This is a genomic window from Photobacterium sp. 270122K (assembly GCF_059941365.1).
This window is the reverse complement of the sequence record NZ_JBPOEN010000005.1, coordinates 183977-209387: the sequence shown is the minus strand read 5'-3', so window position 1 is coordinate 209387 and position 25411 is coordinate 183977. Positions and strand designations below refer to the sequence as shown.

The 25411-nt window shown below is 44.3% G+C and carries 22 protein-coding genes and 1 pseudogene; 12 read left to right on the top strand and 11 right to left on the bottom strand.

Going from position 1 to position 25411, the window contains the following annotated elements; translation table 11 throughout:
* Positions 1–26: 26 nt before the first annotated feature.
* From ACSF8W_RS11450 to ACSF8W_RS11440, 3 genes are read right to left on the bottom strand one after another with little or no spacing between them, the layout of a single operon-like run.
* Complete coding sequence (locus ACSF8W_RS11450; protein ID WP_500847459.1) at positions 27–338, bottom strand: VcrB family reductive dehalogenase putative membrane anchor; 312 nt, start codon at positions 336–338, stop codon at positions 27–29.
* Positions 338–1855, bottom strand: coding sequence for a reductive dehalogenase (locus tag ACSF8W_RS11445; protein WP_500847458.1), 1518 nt, complete (start codon positions 1853–1855; stop codon positions 338–340). The genes ACSF8W_RS11450 and ACSF8W_RS11445 overlap by 1 nt, the downstream gene beginning before the upstream one ends.
* 18 nt (positions 1856–1873) lie before the next feature.
* Positions 1874–2983, bottom strand: a complete 1110-nt coding sequence (locus tag ACSF8W_RS11440) for a tetratricopeptide repeat protein (protein WP_500847457.1) — start codon at positions 2981–2983, stop codon at positions 1874–1876.
* 288 nt (positions 2984–3271) lie between these two features.
* On the opposite strand from ACSF8W_RS11440, the pseudogene tdh reads away from it, so the two are divergent.
* From tdh to ACSF8W_RS11395, 9 genes and pseudogenes are all read left to right on the top strand, one after another.
* Positions 3272–3460: pseudogene (tdh, locus tag ACSF8W_RS11435) on the top strand (L-threonine 3-dehydrogenase); the annotation flags it as partial.
* A 248-nt stretch (positions 3461–3708) separates the two neighbouring features.
* Positions 3709–4293, top strand: a complete 585-nt coding sequence (locus ACSF8W_RS11430; RefSeq protein WP_500847456.1) for a hypothetical protein — start codon at positions 3709–3711, stop codon at positions 4291–4293.
* Between the two features lie 59 nt (positions 4294–4352).
* Positions 4353–4748, top strand: coding sequence for a hypothetical protein (locus tag ACSF8W_RS11425; protein ID WP_500847455.1), 396 nt, complete (start codon positions 4353–4355; stop codon positions 4746–4748).
* A 571-nt stretch (positions 4749–5319) separates the two neighbouring features.
* Entirely contained in the window at positions 5320–5739 is a 420-nt protein-coding gene (locus ACSF8W_RS11420) for a hypothetical protein (protein ID WP_500847454.1), read from the top strand.
* 70 nt (positions 5740–5809) lie between these two features.
* Complete coding sequence (locus ACSF8W_RS11415; RefSeq protein WP_500847553.1) at positions 5810–6556, top strand: nuclease-related domain-containing protein; 747 nt, start codon at positions 5810–5812, stop codon at positions 6554–6556.
* Positions 6557–6654: 98 nt separating this feature from the next.
* On the top strand, positions 6655–6951 hold the full coding sequence (locus ACSF8W_RS11410; protein ID WP_500847453.1) for a hypothetical protein: 297 nt from the start codon (positions 6655–6657) through the stop codon (positions 6949–6951).
* Positions 6952–7023: 72 nt separating this feature from the next.
* Positions 7024–7410 (top strand): SMI1/KNR4 family protein, encoded by a 387-nt coding sequence (locus ACSF8W_RS11405; RefSeq protein WP_500847452.1) that lies wholly within the window; start codon positions 7024–7026, stop codon positions 7408–7410.
* A gap of 64 nt (positions 7411–7474) precedes the next feature.
* Positions 7475–7771: a hypothetical protein gene (locus tag ACSF8W_RS11400; protein ID WP_500847451.1), complete on the top strand. Its 297-nt coding sequence runs from the start codon at positions 7475–7477 to the stop codon at positions 7769–7771.
* Positions 7772–8077: 306 nt separating this feature from the next.
* Positions 8078–8263 (top strand): hypothetical protein, encoded by a 186-nt coding sequence (locus ACSF8W_RS11395; RefSeq protein WP_500847450.1) that lies wholly within the window; start codon positions 8078–8080, stop codon positions 8261–8263.
* Between the two features lie 170 nt (positions 8264–8433).
* On the opposite strand, the gene ACSF8W_RS11390 is transcribed toward ACSF8W_RS11395, so the two are convergent.
* From ACSF8W_RS11390 to ACSF8W_RS11365, 6 genes are all read right to left on the bottom strand, one after another.
* Positions 8434–9879 (bottom strand): xanthine/uracil/vitamin C permease, encoded by a 1446-nt coding sequence (locus ACSF8W_RS11390; RefSeq protein ID WP_500847449.1) that lies wholly within the window; start codon positions 9877–9879, stop codon positions 8434–8436.
* A gap of 152 nt (positions 9880–10031) precedes the next feature.
* Complete coding sequence (locus ACSF8W_RS11385) at positions 10032–11180, bottom strand: iron-containing alcohol dehydrogenase (RefSeq protein WP_500847448.1); 1149 nt, start codon at positions 11178–11180, stop codon at positions 10032–10034.
* 147 nt (positions 11181–11327) lie between these two features.
* On the bottom strand, positions 11328–12224 hold the full coding sequence (locus ACSF8W_RS11380) for a sulfite exporter TauE/SafE family protein (protein WP_428478057.1): 897 nt from the start codon (positions 12222–12224) through the stop codon (positions 11328–11330).
* 64 nt (positions 12225–12288) lie between these two features.
* Positions 12289–14793, bottom strand: coding sequence for a (2S)-3-sulfopropanediol dehydratase (gene hpfG, locus ACSF8W_RS11375; RefSeq protein ID WP_500847447.1), 2505 nt, complete (start codon positions 14791–14793; stop codon positions 12289–12291).
* A gap of 194 nt (positions 14794–14987) precedes the next feature.
* Complete coding sequence (gene hpfH, locus ACSF8W_RS11370; protein ID WP_500847446.1) at positions 14988–15962, bottom strand: (2S)-3-sulfopropanediol dehydratase activating enzyme; 975 nt, start codon at positions 15960–15962, stop codon at positions 14988–14990.
* A 519-nt stretch (positions 15963–16481) separates the two neighbouring features.
* Positions 16482–17462, bottom strand: coding sequence for a LacI family DNA-binding transcriptional regulator (locus ACSF8W_RS11365; protein WP_428478054.1), 981 nt, complete (start codon positions 17460–17462; stop codon positions 16482–16484).
* 499 nt (positions 17463–17961) lie between these two features.
* On the opposite strand from ACSF8W_RS11365, the gene ACSF8W_RS11360 reads away from it, so the two are divergent.
* The gene (locus ACSF8W_RS11360; protein ID WP_500847445.1) at positions 17962–18453 is read left to right on the top strand and encodes a hypothetical protein; all 492 of its coding nucleotides are present in this window, start codon (positions 17962–17964) and stop codon (positions 18451–18453) included.
* 521 nt (positions 18454–18974) lie between these two features.
* Here the strand turns inward: ACSF8W_RS11360 and ACSF8W_RS11355 are convergent.
* A complete protein-coding gene (locus ACSF8W_RS11355) occupies positions 18975–19991 on the bottom strand; it encodes a helix-turn-helix transcriptional regulator (protein ID WP_500847444.1) in 1017 nt (338 codons plus the stop codon).
* Positions 19992–20203: 212 nt separating this feature from the next.
* Between ACSF8W_RS11355 and ACSF8W_RS11350 the strand changes: the two genes are divergently transcribed.
* A complete protein-coding gene (locus tag ACSF8W_RS11350) occupies positions 20204–21481 on the top strand; it encodes an ADP-ribosylglycohydrolase family protein (RefSeq protein ID WP_500847443.1) in 1278 nt (425 codons plus the stop codon).
* Between the two features lie 688 nt (positions 21482–22169).
* Positions 22170–22979 carry a YeeE/YedE thiosulfate transporter family protein gene (locus ACSF8W_RS11345; RefSeq protein WP_500847442.1) on the top strand — a complete coding sequence of 270 codons (810 nt, stop codon included), beginning with the start codon at positions 22170–22172 and terminating at the stop codon, positions 22977–22979.
* 87 nt (positions 22980–23066) lie between these two features.
* On the opposite strand, the gene ACSF8W_RS11340 is transcribed toward ACSF8W_RS11345, so the two are convergent.
* Entirely contained in the window at positions 23067–25328 is a 2262-nt protein-coding gene (locus ACSF8W_RS11340) for a carbohydrate binding domain-containing protein (RefSeq protein WP_500847441.1), read from the bottom strand.
* Positions 25329–25411 lie beyond the last annotated feature (83 nt).

Here is a 25411-nt window from a genome sequence, read left to right as displayed (position 1 = left end):
TCCTTAACTAAATTACAAAATGCCGATCAGTGTACCGTCTTTGGCTTGAGTGCGATAAGCACACGCAATAAGACAGCCCCGCCAATAACTAACCCCGTACCAACAAAGCCAAGGAAATACCAACCCGCCATGCCTTCATTTTCACCGAGCAAGGTAAAGGCTCCGGCGATAGTGAGAATCAGCGATGCCCACCATCCTCCGACGACGGTCCATTTCCACCAGTTCATGCCAAGTTGATACTGTTTCGCCCATTGATTGGCGCCTGCGAATACCAAGACTTGCAGTGCGCCGAATACCATCCAAAATAGTGGATCGAGTACTGTTGATTGCGGAAACATTAGAATCCCTCCCAGTTGCCGTCGTAATCCCAAGTTTTTTCTACTTTTAGGTAGTTCTCACTGCGTAGCCATTCAGGTGGCTGATGGTAGCCAGCAAAGCGTCCACCGTTCCAATCTCCGTGGTACGCCTCGGCTTCTGGGTAATAGAAGAAGTTATGTTGCATCGCAAGCAAGCTCTTGCGTGTTAATCCGGTTGGATCACGTGGGTCGGCTTCCTTGACAAGCGCATGGATCCAGTTGTTTTTACGTGTGTAAGGACACACGGAAATACACACGCGACAACCCATTCCCGTTTCAGTCGGACCTTGGCGCCACATGGTCCAGCAACTGTCTTGGTTGAACGAGAACTTACGATAACCACGTACGACGTCATCCGGTTTATCGGCTTTACTGATCGAGCCACTTGGGCAAGCGTCAGCACAGATCTTACACTCTTCACAGAAGTGTTTTACTTTGGTATCAATCGGTTGATCGGGCTCTAAATCGAGGTCGGTGATCACCGCCGCGAGACGAATGTTTGGCCCTAATTCTGGTGTCAGTAATACACCGTTTCGGGCCGCTTCTCCCATACCCGCTTTAATGGCTAGCGGTGGTACGACGATTTCGTACTCGCGCCCCGGCCATTGTGGGCGTGCCGCATAACCGAGTTCACCAAGGAAAGCCGCCATTAAACCGGAGGCATTTTTCGCGCGGAAGTAACCGTCATAAGAGGTGGAATAGCCAATCGCTGCGTACATCGGATCCCAGTTCATTGGCGCGCCAAAGATGATGACGTTCTTCCAGTGTTTGGGAATGCTGTCATCCCAATCTGGCATGCCGCGCATGGTGTTCTTAAACACAAAGTTAGGGTCAAGTTTGGTGATCCCGACGATACTCATGCCAAACTTAAATGCCATTTTTTTGATCAGTTCAGAGGCATGCTTTGGTGATTGGAATTCTTGTCTCGGACGATCTTTCACCCACTGGAAATCCACTTCATCTGGGTGGCCTTCTGGTTTTGGTGGGAAATTACTCGTCACGCCACGGTAGTAAGCGGCAGAATATGCCCAACTCAGGGCAAAGCGTGGACGGTTCTTCTCAACGTTAGCATCATGTTCTGCGGATTCAGCGAAAGATTCGTACATGTCGGCCCAGCGCTCAGGAAAGCGAGAGTAGTATTCTCGTGTGCGCTCATGGGGGATATCACGCCAATCTTTGGTCGGTGTCCAACCTTTGGTGATCGCTTGCGCAAGTGCCGTAGTACGATGGAACAGAAAATCTCCCCATTCAGGACGCGTGAGCTCACCAGCGACTTCCATTGTTGGTGGTACACTGACACGAAAGGGTTCGCGATTGAAATACATATCATGGCCGGATTCGGTGCGCCCCCAGCCCACATTTGCATCAGGATCTCGACCTAATACAAAACCCGCTCCCGCAGCGGCACCAACGGTTGCAGTTGCCGCAGCCACCCCGCCTAGCTTTAGAAAATTGCGCCGAGACGTATCAGCAACGCCGGATTCAACATTATTTTTCACAATAACTCCAAAATTTTACTAAGAAATTTCTAATACATTCAGACTCAAATGCTTGTTTATCGTATTGATCTGTTCTCGATAGGTAATTTTGTAGTGACGCGTTAAGCGGCTAAGTTCAACCATCACCCTTTGTGCATCTGTCCACTGCTGCGAGTGAAAGTAACAAAGGAAGAGTTGCTCTAGGCACCATTCGTCATGGGGTTCAAAACTCAGAAGCTGCTTAAGATCGGCTTCGAGGTCTTGGTACTGACCAAGATCCACTTTTACACGGGTACGAATGTTGAGCACATCGTAGCTACTTGGATTAATGGTTAAGTAGTGATCAAGTGCCTCTAATGCCTCGTCTAGTCGACCATGTTGATGAGCCGAAATACCGGCTAAACGCACTAACTCAATGGAGGAAACTTGATTGTCGATCGCGGCATTGATCCATTGCTCGGCTTTATCTTTGTTACCAAGCGCGAGATAAGCGCTGATCGCGGTGACGTACGTTGAAACTAGTGACTTGTCACAGGCATAGGCTTGTTCCGCATAATTGGCGGCCAATTCGAAGTCGCCTGCCTGATAGTAAAGGCCCGCAAGGTTTTGGTAGCCAGCGATAAATTCTGGCGCTATTTCGGTTGCGCGCTTAAACAGCTCGGTTGCTTTGTCACTTTCTCCCATAAATAAATGGTTGAAACCTAAATGACAGATCAGCATCGGATTCGCTGGATTGATTTCGGTCGCTTCTTCAAGCATCGATTTAGCCATGTCATAGTCGCCAAGCTGCTGATAAACCAGGCCACACTGAGTCTTAAACTCATCATCACTCAATTGAGATTTGAAATGATTGCTCACCACCATGGCAAGTTGACACATTTGCGCTGCCATTAAGGTTTCGAACAGAAACTGCACCTGCGCCTTATTGAGTTCAAGATTGTCGAGCAGGTCGCTCATCACAAGCGTCATGCTTTCGTGCTCTAGCCAGTCGGTTTTATTGTCATCGTGTTGTTCACTGACTTTGCTAAATTGAGCACGTAAAAACATTAAGCGGGCATTGAGCCTTTCTTTAATATCGTTAAGTGGCGGAAGAGTGGGGATTTGTCGGCCAAGATATTGGTAAAGTTCTAGCCATTTACTACTGATCATGTAAAGCATCCTACTGAAATTTCAACGCTAATATTCAGTATTTAGTAAATGGTCAAAAGGTTGTTTTTTACCGAAAAGTGGTAGAAATTTCCCTTTCAAAATAAAACATGATTTTGATCAAAATGGACACAGCCGTGAAAAGAAAACACCGTTATTTCAGTTGCTCGGGATTGATAAACAAGATATCTATCAAAAATAAACAGACACATGTAGCTTTGACTGATTGCTGCAACCGAAGCGGGCGCGTGCCACAAGCTGATCGTGACTGACAGCGTGCTCTCAATGGATGGTGTGGTGATCAAAGGTATCTACGGTCGTGAAATGTTTGAAACCTGGTACAAGATGGCATCGTTGATCCAGTCTGGTCTGGATCTCACACCAATCATCACACACCACTACAAGATTGATGACTTCCAAGCAGGCTTCGATGTGATGCGTTCTGGTATGTCAGGCAAAGTGATCCTAGACTGGGAATAATTCCCCGTTACACGGAAAACATGCATAAATGAGAAACGGGCCGAAAGGCCCGTTTTTTTGTACCTGAAATTTTAGTTGTGTCGGTAACAGATAATTTAAAAAACAGGATGCCTAGAATGATTTAAACTTTCATGTGGGTGGGAGTTAAGTTTATGATATTTATCAACTTATTTGTTGTTTGTTAGGCGTATGCTAACTGTAATGTATAGAGTTCTAATACAGGACAATTTTATATAAGGCGTTGTTACATGCTTGGAGGAAAAATGAGAACAACGGTAATTCAGCAATTGATAGCCAGATCTCGTGGTGCCCAAGAGGCAAGTAAGTTTCATCAATTTAACCTAGATTCCCCTCAGCCGTTGATTGAAACAGCCAAAGAAATCATGTCTACCATACAGCCTAGTTTTGGTGCATGTGCCATGTTGAGTGCAGTATGGGCTGGCATGTTAAATGATCACTATGACATTCCAGCGATTGTTGTAGCAGGAGACTTAAAAATTGCGGGTAAGCCTGTTTTCAAGTGTAAGAAAAATATACTAGTAAACGGGAGCTCTGAAAAATTGTTGAATCAAAAGTGGGATGGCCACTGTTGGATAGAAATTGATGGCTTTATCGGTGATCTGTCAATTTTCAGAACAGCATACTCGTTACGGCACCCAAGTGTGTTGAGAGAGTTTATTGAGTCAAATTTTGGTCATGGGCGAGGGGCTTTGCTTTCTCCTGTTGAGGATATACCTCAAGGTATGCAGTATATTCCAAAATTTGTGTTAGATGACACTCAAGTTAATGGACTTATTACTGGCTTGAGTTATCAACTTGAACAAAGCTTTTAACAATTGCTTCCAGTATGACAATGGACTGGACGCGTATTGAAGATCTGAGGAGGTAGGCGTTGAGTTTCCACATTAATGGAGTTGAGCCAGATATAGCTGGGAAACAGTGCCAAGGATTTTACTTAATTCAACAGCAAGAAGGCGAAGACATAACAGATCCTGCGAATGTTGCTTATTTCAAATTTGAAAACCGATGGCTAAAGCTCTACTTTGACGGTGAAACCATATTTTGGATAACTGGAGAGTTGCCTTCTGAGCCTGTGAACAGTTGTTTATCAACTTGCTTGGTTATATTAAATTTAAATGAGTTTGATGGTGTTGTAGGCAGTACTCTCAAAGAGGTTACATATGGCAGCAACAATGAAGTTGTTTTTGCTGATTTCGAATTTACTAGTGGCAAAGTCCTTAAATTTCAGCATTATGGTCACGATGATTATACATCTATCAATTGCTAACAAGGCCATCACGTCGGAATCGTAACAGCTTGTACGGTTCTACTTCGTTACACATTTTAGCAAGCTATTACTCACCGTTTATGGCAGCGGTACATTCCTAAGGTAGTTAATGTGAGAAATATCGACATTTTTGGTCAGTTGATAGCCAAAGACTTGAGGGATTCAGCATTAGAACGATGTCTTGATATTCTTCAGGAGAAAGTTAAGTCTAAAGATTGTTTAGATATCCACAATGGGTTGTCAGATTTATCGGATGAGCAACTATCTGTTTGTAGTGTCGTGGTCAGCCAAAAGTGGCCACAGTTTTAGATTTTACGATGCGTTGCTTGAGATGGGACGGGGCGATACCACCACTTCGCAATGCGTTAAATGGACATCATTGAGTATCATAAATGGAATTTGAAACGTTACATGCCCGGGCGAAAAAAACACTCAATCCGAGAGAGATTTCACCATTCATATCCGCAAGCGTAGCAGGGGATGTTTTTCTGTGAGAATTGTAACTCACTGTTTTATATGGATTAAGTTCGGCATAAACGGTTTATAAAACGGTTAAAAACAAGGAATGTAAATGTATAAAATCATATTTTCAGGTAGAGCTCTCGTTGATAGTGGGAAAGACAACGGTGATGGGACAATCGCATTGACGGAAGAGAGTGCGATACTGAAATCTTTGGATGGCCTGAGTTATGAGGATGAAGCATTCTCAGATTACCTGGCGGATGATGAAGACACCGCATTCCTTGCTGACGATATCTCGGGTGGGATTCTCACGTTTGAATACATTGACAGTCAAAACGCCTTGATCGGAAGCATTGAATACCAAGCTGGGCGAAAATTATCTAGCGACGACGTTGAAATGTTGAAGGCGTACACCATCGATCAGTTGTTAGAGGGGATTGGTTCAAACTTTACGCAAGAGCGGATGTTAAATGGTGGGCCAACACCGTTGATTAATCATGATGGATGGGTGGTTGAACAGAGTCGCTAACAATACGACGCCATGCCATTCGTCAGTTGAATAAGGACATTTCGTGAATATTGTAGAACCATTAACAGGTATGTTAACGCAAGTATGGTATCTCATCCCTTTACTACTTATTGTCTCTATATGTAAGAGTCGTTGGTTTAAAGGTGTTTTTGGTGAGTTTTTGGTCAATAAATTATTATCTCAACTGCCCGAATCAGACTATACGTTGATTAACAATGTCACCTTGCCGACAGAGGACGGTACAACTCAAATCGATCATATTGTTGTATCCAAATTCGGTATTTTTGTCGTTGAAACAAAAAATATGAAAGGGTGGGTTTTGGGTTCTCAAAAGCAAAAACAATGGACTCAAAAAATCTACCGTCACTTATCAAAATTTCAGAATCCACTCCATCAAAATTATAAGCACGTAAAAACACTGGAATCATTAATCGGGACTGATTTTGTAAATCTACATTCTGTGGTTGTATTTATAGGTGATAGTACGTTTAAAACAGAAATGCCAGAAAACGTCACTTATGCACGTGGTTGTTTAACATACATCAAACAGTTCAATCAAATCGTATTTTCAGAGAACGAATACAACCGATTAATTGACGCTATCAATGATATCAAGTTAAAGAAGGGCATAGTGACAGATATTAAGCACCGCCAGCACGTTAAAGAACTCGTTGCATCTAATGAAAAAATTAAGCAATGCTCACGCTGTGGGTCAGAAATGATAATGCGTGAAGCGAAGCGTGGTGAAAATAAAGGCAAGACGTTCTGGGGGTGTTCGGCATTCCCTCATTGTAAAACAATGGAAGACATTAATTAGTACCTACTTTACAAAGGAGTGTAGTGACATAGTGATTTTGGTCACTGAAGCAATATTTGGCAAGACCAATACTATTCATTATACCTAAGGAGGCAGTTTTGTTTCAGGCACCTTGGTCAGATATAAGCGACTATCCTTCTAAGCATTCTAATGCATTACTTCAGGAATTAGCGTTGGAAATATCCGAAGGCCACCCACTTTTTGGTAAAACATTTAAAATCCTAGGCAAGAGAGAAGATCGCGACGATATCCTCGTTGAAGACAATGACTGCTTTTTCATTGTTCACCTGTCTTGGAAGGGGATGAGAGAGACGCTGCCTTATCCAATCTTTGAATTTTTTACGGATATCGACGCTTTAAAAAGCAAGCTCGAAGATGACACGCTGAATTTTTGAGGTAGTGGCATAACAACACGACCTGATATTGATAGCGCAATATTCATTAGACTTTATGTTGAAAGGGGTTGAATGGAATATATAGATAAACCGATAGGTGCGACTCAAGAAGATATTCACTTGCTCGAAGCCACATTTGAGGTAACGTTACCTGAATGCATGACGAATTGGTGGATTTCTAGCAATGGCCCCATCGTGTACTTTGGATTCAAAGAATTGCAGTTTTTCTCTGTCACAGAGATATGTGATGATGCATATAAAACAAGGAGCTACATGTCAGGTGCTATGCCCATTTGTTTAGACGGTAATGGCAATTTATGCGTGGCCAAAATTGAAGGCGGTGCAATATCAGGTTTCTATGTTACGGGTACTGGCGATCTGGATTGGGGAAGTGCTAGAAAGAACTGCCATGATTTTTACAGTTTTGTACATGATGACTCCTCACCGAGTGATACTTAATCACTGTTTGGCATAGTCTGAATGAGAGTAAATCCATGATATGTATCATTATTTCGGAGAGACAATGATCGAGTTTAAGACACTTTTTGAATGCGTAAGGCCTGAGTTTATTTGTAATCTGCATGCTGAACGTCCGGAAGACCAGTGCATTTTAAAAGTGACACTTCAAAGAGAAAACCAGCATATCATACTTTACGGTTTCGACGGTCTAGCTGACTCTGTGAGTGATTTGTTATCGGCAGAGCGAATAGTGATTTCCGAAGAATTAAATACCTGTAGAGAATTTGGCACAATACGTATTGAATGTTGGGTCGATGAGGTTTATTCAGAGTATTGGTGTGATCGCGCAAACTCAGAATAAATGTACCAGTGCTACACCAATACAATGAAAATTTGAACATAATTTGGTTGCAGAGTAATTATTTTCTAAAGCGAGAAGTATGGTGGGACTTTAACTCAATAGTGAGAAGTATCACAGGTATTTATGCTATTTTACGAAGACATCTCACTATGATTTTAGAGCGTTATAACGTTTTATGCATCAAGATGTTCTCTACAGGGTTGTAGAGGTAGATAATGTTTTATTAATGATCATTTAGTGACGAGGCGGTAATGCATGCGTTATCGGTGATGTTGCGTTGTTTCTGTAAAATTAAGGATGGATTTTATGTTGCAAAAAATAATGGCTATACCTGTGTTTTTGATGGGTCTTGTAATCTTAGTTGCTGGGGGCGGGTTCCTGTCACTCATCCCTATTATTATGGCGATAGCGATGTTTACATGTTCGAGCAAAAATTTTTCTTTAACTTTTAATTCTGACGGTGGCGACTCTTCAGATGGTGGTGGTGATTAATAATAACGATCGTAGAAATGATAAAAGTAGAGCGCAATAATTTTTAATACCACTTCTGGTTCTACTTTTTTATCATTCCGTTTATTGTTAAGCACGATAAAAACGCCCCAGACATCACTGGGGCATTTTTAATTATTCTAGCCTGACAAATCTACTGCCTGCTGTAAACTTTAGCGGCCACTTGCCATGCTGGGTTTAGGTGGGCTTGGCTTAGATGGAATAGCCTTCGCGGGACTGGCTTTCGCGTTATCGCTTACGGTGGACGGTTCTAATTCCGCAGCAATTTCACTCTCATGACGTTGGCTTTTACCCAGATTCACAAACAGACACAGAATGATCCCTGCGCCTAAACCTAAAGCGGCGCCTTTGGTGGCAATGACAGCCGCCATCACACCCGCAATGCCCAAGTCATTCACCGTTTTTGATTTGGTGACGCCCACTCGGAACGACACAAAACCTTGAATCAGCAGGGTGGCAGCCAGTGCGATACCCAACACTGGTTTCACCAAGGTCACAATCGGCAGTAAAAAATAGCCAACTAAAGTGCCATAGCGGTAGGAGATAGCACCGCTGTTGATTGAATCCATGGTTTTGGGGCCAAGTTTGAAGCGTTCACATACCACCACTTGCATGGCGGCGGCAAGCGGGCCGCATAACGTAATGGTGGGGCCGAAAATGCCCATCAACACATTGCGCGCACCAAAAATCATGTTGGAGCGGTTGGCGTTGAAATCAATTTTCTCATCAGGGCGTTTTTTACCGGCGTCTTCTAACAGGCATTTCGCCTGGATCACATCACCAAATAAAATGATGTACGTCGAAACGACAGCAGGCAGACCCATCACGAACATTTCTAGTGGTGGCAGGCCTAAGCCAAAGATTGTCCAGTTTTGAAATAATTCACCAAAGGCGAGGGTGGTAAAGCCCCATTCCAGTTGCGGCCAAGGGATTTCACCGACCAAAGGCCCGACGACAATCGCCAGCAGGATGATAGGCAGTGACCCTAAATCGGCGAGAAACTGCGTGAATCGGTTGTAGTTTCGTTGGCTCTTAAAGTGACTAGAGAACAACAAATAGAAGCCGACACCGGTACAAATGACGATAGAAATAGGCGCTTGCTCAAAACGACCACCTTCAACGAGTACCGAGTTAACGGCGGCGATGCCCGCACCAATGATGATGCCTGATTTCATGGCATCGGGCACGATAGAGGCAACGCGCTGCCCTAAGCCGGCCACGCCCAAAAGAATGGCAAGTACGCCGAGGGATATCTGAAAGGCAATGAGCGCATGAACGCGTTCTGGCCCGATTTCATATTGGTTGAGGTATAAAATGACAATAGGGATCGCGGGGGTGATCCATCCAGGGATGATGGGGTCACCCAGCGTAATGTGGAGGAAATAGAGTAGGCCATTAATGACAACAATGGTCATCGCGACTTCAAATGGCATGCCCAAATATTCTTGTAGAATCGGAATCATGCCCAAACAGACGGCACAAAGCAGCAAGCCTTGCATGAAATCGACTTTTTCAAACCCTACATGAATGAAAGGCACCCTGATTTTAAAGGGGCCCGCCGCTATATACGGTTGCTCCTTACCATGTTCTCTTTTCATAACAAATAATCTCAAAAAATTCCATTTATAACCACTCGTGATGTCCGGGTGATGTGCGCTCGGATTGGCCGAAATACTAAGAGGTTATATATTGAATTTTTGTTATTGCGCTCTCGCTATTGTCAGTGACTGACGAGAGCGCAATGGGTCGATTAGATCGCTTGCTTGTAAAGCTCAATCATATCTTCAAGCGTGGTTTCACGCGGGTTACACAGCACGTTGCCGCTCTTCATCGCGTCTTTGGCCATCTCTTCGATAAGATCGGTTTTGACACCGACTTCCGACAGGGTTCTTGGGATGTTGAGGTCATCGTTTAGCTGTTGGATCTCTTCGATGAGCATGTCAGGCGTAAAGTGTTCAACCGGGGTGTTTCCTTGGCGGATGAAGTTATAAATCACTTCATAGCGGCCTTTGTCTGCCACGGCGTTAAACTTCATGACGGTAGGCAGTAGAATCGAGTTCGCGACACCGTGTGGTACGTGGTAGAAGGCACTCACTGGGTGGCTCATGGCATGCACGTTACCGAGGCGCGCCCAAGCAAAGGCGATACCGGCGAAGTTACTGCCGACCATCATGGCGCACGCGGCGTCTTCATCTTCACGGTTGGCCACGAATTTACGCAGGTTCGCACCAATCAGCTGCATGGCTTTTTCTGCCATCGTATCGGTAAACGGCGAGGCATTTTTCGACACATACGCTTCAATCGCGTGAATAAGTGCGTCAACACCACAGGCTGCGGCAATTGATGCTGGCGCGGTCATGATCAGTTGTGGGTCTAAAATCGCGTATTTAGGCAGTGTTTCGTAGCTAACGACAGAGAACTTATAGTTAATCGCTTCATCTGTAATAACAGACGATGCCGTCGCTTCGCTGCCTGTGCCTGCCGTTGTTGGAATGGCGATCATCGGTACGATAGGGCCCGGTACTTTGTTCAGACCTTCATACTGTTTAATGTCGCCACCAAATTTCGCCAAAATACCCACGGTTTTCGCTACATCAAGCGGGCTACCACCGCCGAGCGCCACAATGCTGCTTGCGCCGCACTCTTTGTAGAGGGCAACGGCTTCATTGACGATCGTAATAGTCGGATTAGGCTTCACATCCAAATATGAGGTGCATTTAATGCCGCCAGCCTCAATGATTGCTTGTACTTTTGCGACAACGCCAAGGCTTTCAAGCCCACGGTCAGAGATCAAAAAGACGTGATCGGAGTTATTGTTGCTCAGAATTTCCGGTAACTTATTCAAGCTGCCTAGGCCAAATTCAATGTTTTGTGGAATTTTAAAATTAAAGTCTTTCACTGCATGATCCTTAACTAACAAGCACGCCGTGTGGTCGCGCTTGTTAGGTTTTAAATAGTTACCCGTCGCCACATGGGTGGCTTGGGGTAGATAAACTGATTCGAATAAATAACGCTGAGTCAATGAATTAGATGAGGCGGCACAACATTACAGCGCCTGCACCTTCTCAATATTCACTTTGCGTTTTTTGAATACATTGAATGCGTAACCGGATAGCACAATCACGGTGCCGACCATTGACATCATTTTGCTGTCAGCCGTCCATGGAATGTTGCTCAGTAGCATGTTGGAACCGATGATAAGCAGCACTACGTACACGATACGTAGGAATTGCTCACGGTTGATTTTCTCTAGGAAACGCATGCCGAAGAAGAAACCAATGCCCGCAAGAGGTAGACCCACTAACAGTGCGCTGTTCAGTTCGCTGGTAAACGCGCCGTTTTGGTGTTGGTTGAACAGGTTCCAAGAGTTGAGTACCACCCATAGCATGGTCATGGTGTTACGGAATTTCTTCTTGTCTTTTACCGCTTCCAGCGTGTACACCGTGATCAGTGGACCACCGATGTTAAACGCGCCGTGAACGATGCCGCCCAGAATCAAACAGCCGTAACGGAAGATGCGCTTCACAAGTGTGTCAGCCACTTCATTTTCTTCGATCTCTTTGATCACCAGTGGCTTAACGACGTATTTGTGCAGGTTCATCAGGGCAATCACCGTTACCATGGCGCCGATCAGCACTTTGGCGGTTTCTGGTGAAATTTGGTAGAACAGGTATTGGCCGATCAGAATGCCCGGCGCGCAGAGCAAGACGATTTTCCCTAGATCTGGCCACGAGATATCTTTACGGCCTTTGATCGCCAAGTAGTACAAGAACGGGATAGTAATGGCGGTACCGTAAGGCACACCCATTGTTGTGCCCAGTAAGCCATTGGTGATTGGAGCGGCGATAACGGTACAGCCAAAGCCTGTGGTTCCTTGAATAAAGAAACCAATGACTTGCATTAGACCAACCAACAAGTAGTCGAGTTTAAAAGCGAAATCCACGAGAGAGTCTCCACGTTAGGAGGATAGGCCAGCTATCCTCCTGGTTGTATGTCAGATGATGGAATTAGAAGCGAAGCTCAGTACGAGAAATCAAATCTTCTTGCAACGGCTTGCCCAGCTCAACGAAGTACGCACTGTAACCCGCCACACGTACCAGCATGTCTTTGTACAGTTCAGGGTTCTTCTGAGCTGCTCGCATTTTGTCGGCACTCATGATGTTGAATTGCACGTGCATACCGTGTTTAGACATGTATTCATCAATAAAGCTGATCAGAATGTCTCGACCTTCGACTTCGGCCACTGAATCTTCCGGGAAACGTAGGTTCAGCAGGGTACCGTTGGTGGCTTTACTGTGATCCACTTTCGTAACCGAGTTCACTACGGCGGTTGGACCGGCATAGTCGTGCGAACCCCCCGCTGTGTGCACTGGGCCCATGTTGTCTGAAATCGGCTCTAGTGCTTTACGGCCATCAAGAGACGCATTCATAAACAGACCCATGCCCACGTTGGCGTTAACAGTGTAAACACCAGGGCTGAAAGTGCCGCCGCGAACGGTTGGACGACCGGAGATGTTTTTGCAGTAGCATTCAAACATGTATTTGAATAGCTCATCAGCTTCGTCGATATCATTACCGTAATGTGGGATCTTGGTGCTGTTGACCAGTGCATACAGCTTGTCGTGGCCTTCCCAGTTATCACGTAGAGCTTCCAGCAGCTGTGTGCCGGTGTATGACTTGTCTTCAAACATCAGTTTTTTGATGGTTGCTAACGAGTCCGCACAGGTCGCAATGCCCGCTGCTTGAGGGCCGATGCCATTGTATTTCACGCCGCCAGCGGTCATGTCTCGACCTGATTCGATACAGCCTTCGAAGAACGCCGAAATAAACGGTGTTGGTTTAAGCGCAGCATGCACTTTATCGGTGATGTTCAGGCTGCTACACAGCTGATCACACCAGAATTCAAACTGCTTATCGACGCTGGCAAGCACTTCATCAAACGATTGGTACGTTTCTAAACTGCCCGTATCCGGCCCAAGCTGAAGATCGGTATTTGGACCCGCAACCAGACGACCATGGTTAAGCACCATTTCCATCATCTTCGCGGCGTTAATGTAGCCCGCATCTTGCCAGCCGTGTTCTTTGCCCGGAATGGTTGGTTCAACACAACCCACCACGGCATAATCACGCGCTTCTTCCAGTGTCATGCCCTTGGCAAGCATCGCTTTGATTGCCGGTGCATCGTTAAACAGTTTCGGGTGGCCGTAACCGGCACGGATACATTCGGTAACTTTGACTTTGAGTTCGTAAGGGGTATTTTCGTGCATGCGCACACACACCCACGGGTTCATCATGCGTGTATGCACAGAAGCTTCTAGCATCAGCATGGTCAGATCATTTGTGGCATCATTGCCTTGCGTATCGATACCGCCGATCGTTAAGCTTTCGCCACCAAAACCACGACCGTTACGCACGCGTACCGTGCCTTTGTCTTTCAGCTTGGTTGGGTTGTTCATCTTGACGTAAAGCACTTCAAGCAGTTCAAGAACGAATGCTTTCGACGTGCCGTTGTTTTGTGTATCCGCCAAGTAAATAGGGTGCAACCACTGATCCATACGGCCGTAAGAAATCGAGTGACCGTTGCCTTCAATTTGCGTCAGTGTGGTCGCGAAGTTAAACAACTGCACGGCTTGCCAGAAGGTTTGTGGTACGCCGCCCGCAATTTGGTAACAGTTCTCTGCCATTGCGGAGAGTTCTTGTTTCCGGGTTTCATCCGACTCATTGGCTGCCATTTGGTTGGCCAAATCAGCGTAGCGGGTGATGTATTGTTTCGCTGCGTTTTGGGTGATCAGTGTGGCTTTGTAGTAGTCACGCTTGCTGGCAAATTCCGGGTCGCGTTTAGACAGTGTCGCTAACGCGTCTTCGGCTTGTTGAATAACGCCATCAAAGCCTTCGTTCATCAACTTCGCAAAGTCCATCGCGAAGTGGCCGATGCCTGCAAAATGGTAGTTGTTGGTTTGGAAGATTTTCTCACCGATGTGAGAGCCATTCTTTTGGTCTTGGTCAAGCGTGGCAGTGATCATCTCATTCACTGTTTTGCCTTTCCAGTACGCACAAAGCGCTAGAATTTCAGCACGTTCTTCATCGTTGCGAATATAGAATTGGTCGTTGGTGCGCTCTTCAAAAGGTGAGTGGGTGATCTCATCAATGATCCAATCAACAGAAAATTCTGGGTAGATAGGAGAGGCTTTGGCTGGCGCGGCGATCTCACCAAGAATAAGGTCTTGGTCATAAATATGAAGGGTGGTGTTAAGCAGGATATTTTCAAAGGCATAAGCACTTTGCAAAATGCGCGGCGCGACTTCATGCTGTTGGAATGCTTCGGTCACCAAACGTAGTCGCTCGACATCAATCTCATACGGGCGATCTAAAAAGGTTTGGCGCAGATAGTTAACACGCGGGTACGGTGACCAGTCATCGTGTCCGACTTCATACCCAAGGCCGTATACTTTATCAAACGTATCAACACCGCGAGCGGCGGTCGTTTGCTTATTTGCTACTGCTTCGTACATGTAACATCCTTATATTTTATTAAATGCAATAAGAAAGAAGATAAGTGCCATCCTCTTTGTTATTACATTTATTGCGAATGTGAGCGTCATGCTCACTCGACAGTTAATATTCTCTCAAGGTATCTACCTCAAGGTTTTAGCTCAAAGGTATTAACCCCAAGGTATTAACTGTTGTTACAGATGATGATTTCCGGTTACTTTTCTTTTGTGCCGACAACACAATGAATACCTCGGCTGTTGAAGTACTCGGCGATCTTTTTGATCTTTTGTTGGAATGCCTGTCTTTCAAAAACAACATCTGTCATTGGATAGGGCAAACCTAATGATTGATATTTTTCTTCACCAAGACGCATAAAGCTTAAGAGTTGTAGCGTTCTGACTTTGTTATCTAATTCATTCACAATAAAGTCAGCAGTTGCTTGAATATTCTTTTCATCATCATTCACGTTCGGAATGACCGGAATGCGTAGAATAAAGTCGATGTTCTCTGCCGCCAGTTTTTTGAGGTTGGCTAAAATTCTCTCGTTATACACACCGGTATAGGCTTTATGGATTTTCGTATCCATATGCTTAATGTCGGAGATGACCAAATTCGTATGCGGCAGGATTTTTTCCAATTGCGACCACTTGCCATAAAAGCTGGATTCTAGGCAGGTATGGATATCTTCTGCTTGGCAGGTTTTGAACAGTTTCGCGACAAAATCAGCCTGACCAATCGGGTCGCCACCAGACACGGTGACACCGCCGCCAGAACGTTGATAAAACCCTTTGTCTTTACGAATGATTTTCATGCATTCATCAATAGACAGGGTATTGCCCCATTTTTTGACCGCATCAGAAGGGCAGGCGTCATGACATTTCAGGCAGTTGGTACATTTACCGCGGTCAATATCCGTCAACTTACCGTCCACAAACGTGAGCATGCTGCTGTCAGGGCAGACGTCGATGCATGCGCCACATTTATCCTTGCCGATGCATTTGTTCGTATAAATGCCAGGTTGAATATAGTGCTTAAAGCTTTCGGGATTTCCGCACCAGTGGCAACGCAATGGGCAGCCTTTTAAGAACAACTCTGTACGAATGCCCGGCCCGTCATCGAGCGTAAACAATTGGATATTGAATACATTGCCATGCAGTTTGTCATTGTGTGCTTTGTTACAGAGAGTCATTTTGATTGGCGCTTCCTTGCCTACGTATGCAAAGAAATTTAGACGATTGCATTTTTCTATTTATTGACATAAATCAGAATACGGCAATTTATGGCGATACATACCTCTTTAGTGTGATGCTTATCACCTACATTATCTGGTTCGGTCTGATTTATGAGCGATAACTGGTCGGTAATTGGGCGAGTGAGGGATAAACAGAGTAGCAATGGATGAAAAGGCCGAGTGTTGGATAAAACGTATCCAGTCAATCAAAATGCCTGTGTTGTAATTAATCTGTTGAATTTGTGTTTTGTTATTTGTTTTGTGGTTTGATTGCAAGTGTTGAGCAGGAATGGCATGAGGGCCAAAGGGAAGGCCTATCCGGTAAGTCCTCATATCGAGGGCATTTTGAGATTACGAGAGGCTGGTGAAATGATGGGATTTTATTTGAGCGGTGCTAAGAAGGGGAGAGTAGTCGAGCATCATCGCTAAAGTGGGGTGATGCTCGACTATCCAGAAAAGAGGTGTGACAGTTATCGGTTAAGACGCGCGTTCGACTAAGGTGCCTTTAAATAAAATATACTCGCCGGTTTTTTCGTTGTTGCCGTGAATGCGGTCAAACAGATCGTCGACGGCAGACTGACAGATGCGATCTGTCGGTGGCTTGATTGTTGACAGTTGGTAAGAAGGCCAGGATGCCATCGGGATATCATCGACACCGATAATTTTATAACCGGTATGATTATGTGCTTTTAACCCTTCAATGAACCCAATGCCGATAATGTCGTTAGCACAGAAAACGGCATCAACGTTATGGTCGCTGTTGATCAATTGCTCGGCGGCTTGCATGCCTGATTCAATGTCGAATGACGCAGGTATTCTAATCGGCTCTGCTAATCCCAGTTCCATGACTCTGCGGCGATAGGCATTCCAACGCAATTCACAGGTCATGGATCCTTCTTCACTGCCCACAAACGCGAACACCGAACAGCCTTTTTTGAAAAAGTAGTCAGCGGCTTGATTGCCTGCATCATCATTATCAAGGCCCACACTGTTGGCTCTGACGTCACCAATGTATCGATTAATAAAGCTTAAACATACCCCATATTTTTCGCACTGCTCAATGACGTGACTGCTTAATCGGCTGGTGGCAATGATTAAACCATCGACTTGATATTCAAACGCTCTTTGAATGGCAGAATCAAGATCGCCATTTGAGATAGGGCAGAGAATGGCATGGCCGCCTTTCGCCTGTATTTCTAACGCTAGCATACGGGCTTGCAAGTCATACATTGGGTTGGCGCTACTGTCCAATGCGATGGCAATGAGTCCCGAACGTTTCGAGATCAAGCTGCGCGCTAACGCGTTAGGCTTATAGCCCAACTTTGCCGCACCCTCTAAGATATAAGCACGTTTGTCGTCGCTAATACTGGCATTCGGGTTAAAGGCGCGAGAAACCATCGATTGGGAAACACCCAGTTCTTTGGCGATATCATTGGACGTCAGATTCGGCTTTTTCATAAAATTCTGTGCAACTTAAGTCAATGTTTTGCTTATACATTCGCATTTCAGTGGCGTAATGTTAGTCTTAATTCATATCGACATCAATCATTGTCGGGACGGCATGCGTGGTTTTTACCTCCTTGTACGGTCATTTGGCGCTGTATGCACATTGTTGAGAATATGGGATGAGTATGCTTTACTCTGCCGCAGAGTAGCTTCGTTCAATAAATTGTTTAAGATTAATGCATGACGTGTGGGATTTATACAGTGCTTTAGTTTCTGTGATTGAGGTGGTTTGCGATAGCATCGGTATTGCATAGCTCATCCCTTAACTGGGCTATGTGCCTGAGCCAACCATTGATAATAGAAAGTTAAATACCATATTTCACAGGGTGACTGTAAGCTTATGATTTAATTTGTATTTTAAAGGTCTTATCAAAAAGCGTATAAATCAATATGATAATAATTCGGGTGTAGAATGAGTTCTAGTTTTGACAAATTCAAGTTTACGAGTGAAATGATTGTAAGCTTACAAGCTAATTTTAAATTAGTTGCTAAAAACGTCAATTTGATGGATATGACAAGAAACGATATCGAGTTAGAAATCTGTCATTCTTTGCAAAAAGATCATTGTAACGTTACTGGTGTGTATTTCTGGGTTATGGAAATTAAGTCTCAACAATATAGAGTCTATGTTGGAAAAACTAAATCTCTGAAGAGGAGATTATCTGATTATTTCAACAATTTTCAAATTCACTCTCCTAATGACTATAAATTGAATTTTTTCCAAAACTACGTGTTAGGACTGTACCCTGATGCAATATTTGACTTATATTTCATGCCATGTGAAATTTCTGAATACACACAAAATGAAACAAAAATGGTTAACAAATTTTCTCCACTAATTAATGAACGACCTAGAGTTTCACAAGAAACTAAAAACAAAATGAAACAAGCTTTTCGTGAGTATTATGTCTCAGTGTTTGAAGCTAAAATTAAAAATTATTGATTGAAAAATGCACATAACAAATGATGACTAATGTGTTGCGCAGTCAACACTAAATTCCGAGTATTGGGCAGGTCTTACAGTAAATCGTACGATTTGGTTTGTTTTCTCAGCACTGTCATCTATTTTTTTGTGTTACTTGCATGTAATAAAACAGACTCATTAAGAGTGGTACAACATTGTAGCCGCTTTCATGGAGCAGCTGGTGTACGATAGTCATTGAGTAGGCTTGAGAAGTGAGTTAATGAGAAAGATGGGCAATCCGATCACTTAGAGTAGAAAAAGAACGACAAAACGGTAGGAGTAGGTGAACGGAATAAACCGAAACGAGCGATCGCAATCATCAGGATACTCAATTGCTCCTTACTAAGCCAAATTTAAGTGATTTGGTCGGTCTTATGAATTAAGTCAGCGACATTGATTTTAGGAATGGTGAGTCGACCGAGTGATACTCGGCGACTCAAACCATAGTGCTAATAAAACATCTGACATCAAATTCCGACTAATGTCATAAAGCCACGACATCATGAGTGAATGTTGTACATTTTTAATCCAGATTTGAGGTTGTCGATCATTTTCTCTCTCAGTGTGAGTGGAGTAACTACCTCGATAATATTGGCATGCTTCATTAACCACCATTCAAAAGCATGACTGTCGCGAACTTCGGCTTCTATTGTGGTATAGCCATTTTCATGGCCGAGAATTTTTTGTTCGGTAGAAAGTAAGGTCTCTTCAATTAGGTGCAGGCCATGGTAGTTTTCAATTTTAAGAACGACTTTCTGGATATCTCCGCCAAAAAAGTGGTGCGCATTCTGCTGTACATATTCACGAATATTAAACTGTTCTAATGTTTTTGTACTGCTAAAGCTGAGCTTTAGGCTATGAATACGGTGCAGAGCAAAAATACGAAAGTCATCGAGTGTGCCGGGAACGAGCCCAACAAGATAAAAACTATTGCCGTGGAGAAACAGCCCTAAAGGGGTTGAAAGGTAACTATTAGGCTCTGCCGCACCACGTTTTTGATAAGTAAAAGCAATATCTCTTTTATTCAGTAGCGCAGTTTCAATCAGCTTAAAAAACGTATTGTTAACAGTCGGGGCGAGCAAAGGATGTTCGTTTTGGAAGTAACAGAACCGCTCTCGCCATAGTTTGGTTTGTTTCGTATTGACTTGCTTAAGTGATGAAAAAATAGCATTAACATCAGAGCGGAGAGTAGGGGGGAGCATTGCTTTGATTTCTTTTTCAATTACTTGTAGAGAGACCACGGAAGACATGCCATCGGGCTTGATAGGGTGACGATGACCCTTAGCAATTTGGTATGAGTATGGCCTGCTCTCATCATATATCTCAATGCTCTCGTGGTCTGCCACGACAGCATTGATACAACGCTGAACCGTGCGCAATTGGCTTTTTTCATCAGCTTTGGCATTCAGTAGCCCTGCTGATTGTAATCGCTCTTTGATCTCTAGGCTTGAAATGCACTCTGGGTAGCAGGGAATAGACTCTAAGACTTTTTGATAACGTTGTATTTGTAAACTCATGATTCGACCGATGAAAAATTCCAACAGGCGACATTTTTTGTCGCCAATGTCGTTAGTATAGCGCTCATAGACAGTAAATAGGAACGGAAAAATGCACGTTCCAGATAGTGAAGAATGTAAAGCGAAAGTGAGCATGATACCGAAAAGAAATGTGGCCCATAAGATTCACCTAATGACAGTCAGTTGGCCAATAAATTTGAGAACTAAATAACGTGGAAACAGTAAAAGAATTTCAAATATCCCGTGCAACAGGTGCATTGTTAGGACTTGCAGCAGGCGATGCCTTAGGCACGACCTTAGAGTTTAAACCCAAGGACAGTTATACCGCTTTAACCGATATGGTAGGGGGCGGCCCATTTGATTTAGAACCTGGGCAATGGACTGATGATACATCCATGATGCTGTGCCTGGCAGATAGTTTGATTGAAAAGGGCGATATGGACCTAAATGATCAGATGCAGAGATATGTTCGTTGGTACCGTCATGGTGAGAATTCTTGTAATGATACGTGCTTTGATATTGGTATGACGGTTCAAACCGCGTTATCCAGTTATGAAAGTACAGGCAATCCTCAATCAGGATCTACGTCTCCTTTTTCGGCAGGCAACGGTAGTCTGATGCGTGTTGCGCCGATAGCTTTGTTTTTCGCACATGATAATGAGCAACAAGCGATGCAGGCGGCCAAGTTAAGCTCACTGACAACGCATGGAGAAGAGCGATGCGTTCAAGCGTGTGAAATCATGACATTGCTCATTCACCGATTGCTAAATAGTGAACACATACCTGATCGTGAAGTGTTTTTGAAAACGACACTTACGGATTACTTGCAGCTTTCAAAGGATTGTCACCCTGAGGTTCGTGCTATTGCAGAGTGTCAGTTCTTCAGTAAATCACGAGCAAGTATTCATGGCACGGGTTATGTTGTTGCCTCTTTAGAGGCCGCACTTTGGTGTTTTGTAAATAGTGAAAGCTTTGAAGATGGCGCTCTATTGGCTGCTAATTTGGGTGATGATGCTGATACGACGGCAGCAATATTTGGTCAGCTTGCAGGGGCTTACTATGGCTCATCAGCTATACCATCAAAGTGGCAGCTTAAGTTAGCGTGGGAGAGTCAAATTAGTGATACTGCCATGTGGTTACTCCAGCGTCCGACTAATCAGCAGGTCAAAGACTTTGTTTCTGAAGTCTCGGTACACATTGAGCGTCAAGACCCTGCAGATATCGCATTGTATTCGATGGCATATAAGCATGATCTCATGGTTACACATATTGACTACAATGCTCCCTTTTATGTTAACGATATCGACGCATTCACTGATTTAGGCGCATGGTTACATCAAGCCTCTTTTCGAGATTGTATTTGCTGGATGATACGCCTTGTGAGAACAGAGCGCTTTTGGGATGGTGTGATTGAGTCAAATATCAGGAATGGGTCGGTGACACGTTGGCTAAACAATATGCATCGTTTACTGAGTATGCAGGGTGAATAAATTAATTAAACATTCAAGTCTTTCTTCGGGATATTAAACTATGGCAATATCAACATTGTTTGTATGCACGTATTGCAAGAAGAGTATCGAATCTTGGTCTGACGCTAATGCATATTACCTTGATGATAAGGGACAAAAGCGTTACGTATATCACCCATATATGGATGACTTATCACATTGTATAGGTAATGATGACCCACATTTATGCCTAGGGTGTGGTCATGAATTCATGGTTGATTCATTAGCACCCACCTCAGTTTGTCCAAAATGTGTATCCGCTAATATCATTTCTGATCAAAAATTGAACGGTGAAGTGTGCCCTTGTTGCAAAAAAGGGACGTTTGAGGTGGATCCCTTTTCTTTTTCCGTATCGTAGTCTGAATTGTGATTGAGCAAAGTCCGTTGTACTAATTCAGACTTGATGTGACAGTTATCCATTTCAGGTTTTTACTGGATCTATCCACTTCCTGCAACTTTAGAACAAATAAGCGTCTTGCCCATATTCAGCCTTTAGCTTTCCATGTTTTGACTATATTTACCGGGTGGTGATATTACAATCCATCCCATTTGGAGGCTATGTATGCTGTTTGCCCTCGCTTTATTCTGCATCTTTCTGTTGGGGTATCTCGCCCAAACAACAGGCCTTTGTATGGTTAGGGGCGTTAAAGAAGCAACAAGCGGATCGCCAATGTTTCTTGTGGCAATTGTGTTAAGTGGTTCGTTGGCTTGGGTGTCGATGGTGTTAGGTTCGGTAATGGAAGGGCGTGTCTTATCTGCCGCTTTTTTACCGAGTCTGTTTTCACTGTTTGGTGGTTTTTTGTTTGGTATTGGCGCAGCGATTAATAGTGGGTGTGGGGTATCAACAATCAGCCGTTTAGCGCGTGGCGAAGTGGTTATGCTGGCAACCATAGTAGGGTGGTTAGTCGCGTGGTTGTTTTTTGCTCCGGCGTTACCTGCTGAGCTCAAAGGAGAAAAATTGGTTGTATCTGACTTGTCACGATACGCATTCCTTGGGCTTATTTCGTTCGTCATTATGGTGAGTTGCTATTTTATGACGGCGAACAATCGAAAGTTGTGGCTCTCTATGTTGGGTATTGGGTTAATGGCGGGCTTCGTTTTCTTGTATGAACCGCACTGGACACCGAGTGGGTTATTGAAATCCATGGGTACGTCGCTATGGCATGGGAGAGCAGAGGAGTGGCCAAGCAGTGAGCGGTTCATATTGATGGTATCGCTGATAGCCGGGATGGTAAGCACCGCGTTATTTACCGGGTCATTTGCACTGAGATGGAGTCCTATGACGCGATTAGCTAAACACTTAGTGGCGGGTGTGCTGATGGGATTAGGCGCGGTGATGGCAGGGGGAGGTAATGATACTCAGTTGTTGGTCGCGATGCCTGTGTTATCGGTAGCGGGCTTATCAACCGTTGTTTGTATTCTGGTAGGCATCTATGTTGGTATCAATCTCCCACGAAATAATAGAATAGAGAGTGATTGATTTAAATACTTGAAAACGCCTTCGAACAGGTCGAAGGCGTCTTTTTTATTGCGAGAAAAGTGACACTTCTCTTACAGAGAACAAGCGTTAAGATTCGTGGGATACTGTCTCTACAACCTGTGTCGTGTCACCAGTCACGCTGACATCGACATAGCTGACAGGTTGCCCATTGACCACTTTGTGCTGAGCGTCAATCACTTTGCCATTCACCAGCAAGATAGGATGTTCGCCATAGAACCATGCTTGCCAAGTGAGCGTGCCGGATGATTTATTGGTTAGGCTGGTCTTCTTCACGCCTTCGTGATTAATGGCCAGTTCAAAATCGCCCATGATGAGGTTATCCACCGCCAGCCAGTCTATATCGTGCGTAAGATGCGACGCGGTAATAATCCGGTCATTGGCGGCATCCGGTTTGATCCCCATTAAACCTTCAATGGTGTTTGAAATGAAGGTGAAGGAGATTTCTGGGTAATCGCCGTTCGTCCCCTGTGTTGGTCGTTCATGCGGCAGATCTTTTACGTCCATAATGTACTGCATCCACTTCCACGCTTCCTCATTGCGGTTGTAGGGGAAGTACGTTTCGGGAATGTAGGTGTAAGCCTCGATATTGTGTGGTGCTTGCGGCGTTGAACCAATACCATTACCCAGATTCTCGGCGATAAAGTCGAGATAACGATCATTGCGCGCTCCCGGTTCGGTGATTAATTTCATCGGCATAAACCAACTGTTCTCTTTCCCGAAGTCATTCATTCGGAAACCGTCTTTTTGCACAATATTGACGTAGTTTGCTAATGGGTCCGACGAACCTGCATCACTCCATTGCTGATTGAAGAAGCCTTTCAGTTGCTGCGCTTTTTCTTGCCAGATTTTCGCTTCGCCATATTCCTCTTTGGCCTCTAGCATTGCGGCATAGGCGACGGTTGCTTGATATTGAGAGCCAATACCGTCACCGGCTTCAATCGGAAACTCGCCGCGTTCATTGTAGGTTGCAGATCCTTCAAAAATGCCGCCATAACCTTCTGCGATACCGTTCGGGTCTTGATCGTCATGAAGGGCGATATAATCAGTCAGTACTTTGGTATAGAAACGCCATAAATCAGGGTCTTCGAGATAACGTTTATCGCCGGTCCACTGATATTGTTCCCAGGCTTTTTCTATAAACTCGAACTGGGCCGGCACTTCGCGCACGAACCATTCATCATGTTTGTAATCAATGGTATGCGGTGAACCATCAAAGTTGACTGCCCATAGGGTGTACCACTTGCGAGATTCAGTTGAATGCTTCGCAAAGGTTTGGAACATAGAGAAGTTCTCGATATCCAAACCTGCCAGTTGTGCCCCCGCTGCCTGATGCAAAAAGTCGCGAGAATAGAAGGCGGTACGATCAAAATATCCGGCCCAGTAAGAGGGGATATAGTCCGCGGTACCACTGCCATCGTTGTTAAATTCATCACGGTTGACCAAGTCGTTTTGGCCGGTCATGACAAATTGGCGTGTTTTTTCTATTGCCCAGCCAAAGGAGTCTTGAAGCTTTTGATTTGAAGATGTCACCATAACTTCTTTTTCTTGCTCAATGGCCGTCAGTTTCCAGCGCTGGGTTTTTCCTTTTTCATTGACCAGTTTAATTATCATGGGTTCACTGGCGTCAATAATATCGCCGGTTTTGATGGTTGCTTTGGTGCCGGATGAGTACTGAGCGTTGCTCACGCGTATATTTTCCAGATCAGTACCGTAAGGGAGGGCGATCTGAATGTGTTTCTTATTTCTGTTGATGATTGTCTCACCGGATTGTTGCTCTACGCCAAATGCCACGACTTGATTAAAGCTCAGCGGTTTGTTTTTTGAAGAGGGATGTAATGATACGTCATCGACACTTACACCTCCTTTGGATGAGCCAGAAAAGAAGACTTGTAATGTTTCCCCTTTTTCCAATGGGATGTTCTTAAGTCGATTGTATTTATAGCGCTGACTCTGTTGTAACGGGGTCGAAATAAGGGTTTCATTGGCGAGATTTCGCAATCCCATCTTAGCATTGTCATTAGGGCTTCTGACATAAGCGGATAAGTCATAATATCCCGTTTTAGGTACGGTGATTGTTTGTGCAATGTAGTGGTTTTTTCCTTGAGCAATACGGCCTCGATAAGTGCCAGAATAGGCGTCATCACTTTTTATATTGGCGAACCAATAGCTCCAGCCAAGACCTTTATTTTCAAAGCTTGGATTGTTAATGAGATTATGTTTGCCGTGGGAAGAATATGGCGCTACATCAGATAAAGAAGATGCCATGCTGGTGGATATATTCAGTGTAAATGCTGCGGCAATAATGGGGGCCAATCGTTTTAGTTTCATCTTCATTCTCGTTATTGTGGGCAAGGTATTGATGGTTATTGTTATTGGATAGACCTTTAAAAAGAGCCTCTTTACAGAGGCTC

Excerpts from the sequence above, each read along its gene's own strand:
- ACSF8W_RS11450 (WP_500847459.1), bottom strand. The coding sequence starts at position 338 with ATGTTTCCGCAATCAACAGTACTCGATCCACTATTTTGGATGGTATTC.
- ACSF8W_RS11440 (WP_500847457.1), bottom strand. The coding sequence starts at position 2,983 with ATGATCAGTAGTAAATGGCTAGAACTTTACCAATATCTTGGCCGACAA.
- ACSF8W_RS11430 (WP_500847456.1), top strand. The coding sequence starts at position 3,709 with ATGCTTGGAGGAAAAATGAGAACAACGGTAATTCAGCAATTGATAGCC.
- ACSF8W_RS11420 (WP_500847454.1), top strand. The coding sequence starts at position 5,320 with ATGTATAAAATCATATTTTCAGGTAGAGCTCTCGTTGATAGTGGGAAA.
- ACSF8W_RS11415 (WP_500847553.1), top strand. The coding sequence starts at position 5,810 with ATGTTAACGCAAGTATGGTATCTCATCCCTTTACTACTTATTGTCTCT.
- ACSF8W_RS11405 (WP_500847452.1), top strand. The coding sequence starts at position 7,024 with ATGGAATATATAGATAAACCGATAGGTGCGACTCAAGAAGATATTCAC.
- ACSF8W_RS11400 (WP_500847451.1), top strand. The coding sequence starts at position 7,475 with ATGATCGAGTTTAAGACACTTTTTGAATGCGTAAGGCCTGAGTTTATT.
- ACSF8W_RS11395 (WP_500847450.1), top strand. The coding sequence starts at position 8,078 with ATGTTGCAAAAAATAATGGCTATACCTGTGTTTTTGATGGGTCTTGTA.
- ACSF8W_RS11390 (WP_500847449.1), bottom strand. The coding sequence starts at position 9,879 with ATGAAAAGAGAACATGGTAAGGAGCAACCGTATATAGCGGCGGGCCCC.
- hpfG (WP_500847447.1), bottom strand. The coding sequence starts at position 14,793 with ATGTACGAAGCAGTAGCAAATAAGCAAACGACCGCCGCTCGCGGTGTT.
- hpfH (WP_500847446.1), bottom strand. The coding sequence starts at position 15,962 with ATGACTCTCTGTAACAAAGCACACAATGACAAACTGCATGGCAATGTA.
- ACSF8W_RS11365 (WP_428478054.1), bottom strand. The coding sequence starts at position 17,462 with ATGAAAAAGCCGAATCTGACGTCCAATGATATCGCCAAAGAACTGGGT.
- ACSF8W_RS11360 (WP_500847445.1), top strand. The coding sequence starts at position 17,962 with ATGATTGTAAGCTTACAAGCTAATTTTAAATTAGTTGCTAAAAACGTC.
- ACSF8W_RS11355 (WP_500847444.1), bottom strand. The coding sequence starts at position 19,991 with ATGAGTTTACAAATACAACGTTATCAAAAAGTCTTAGAGTCTATTCCC.
- ACSF8W_RS11345 (WP_500847442.1), top strand. The coding sequence starts at position 22,170 with ATGTTTCTTGTGGCAATTGTGTTAAGTGGTTCGTTGGCTTGGGTGTCG.
- ACSF8W_RS11340 (WP_500847441.1), bottom strand. The coding sequence starts at position 25,328 with ATGAAACTAAAACGATTGGCCCCCATTATTGCCGCAGCATTTACACTG.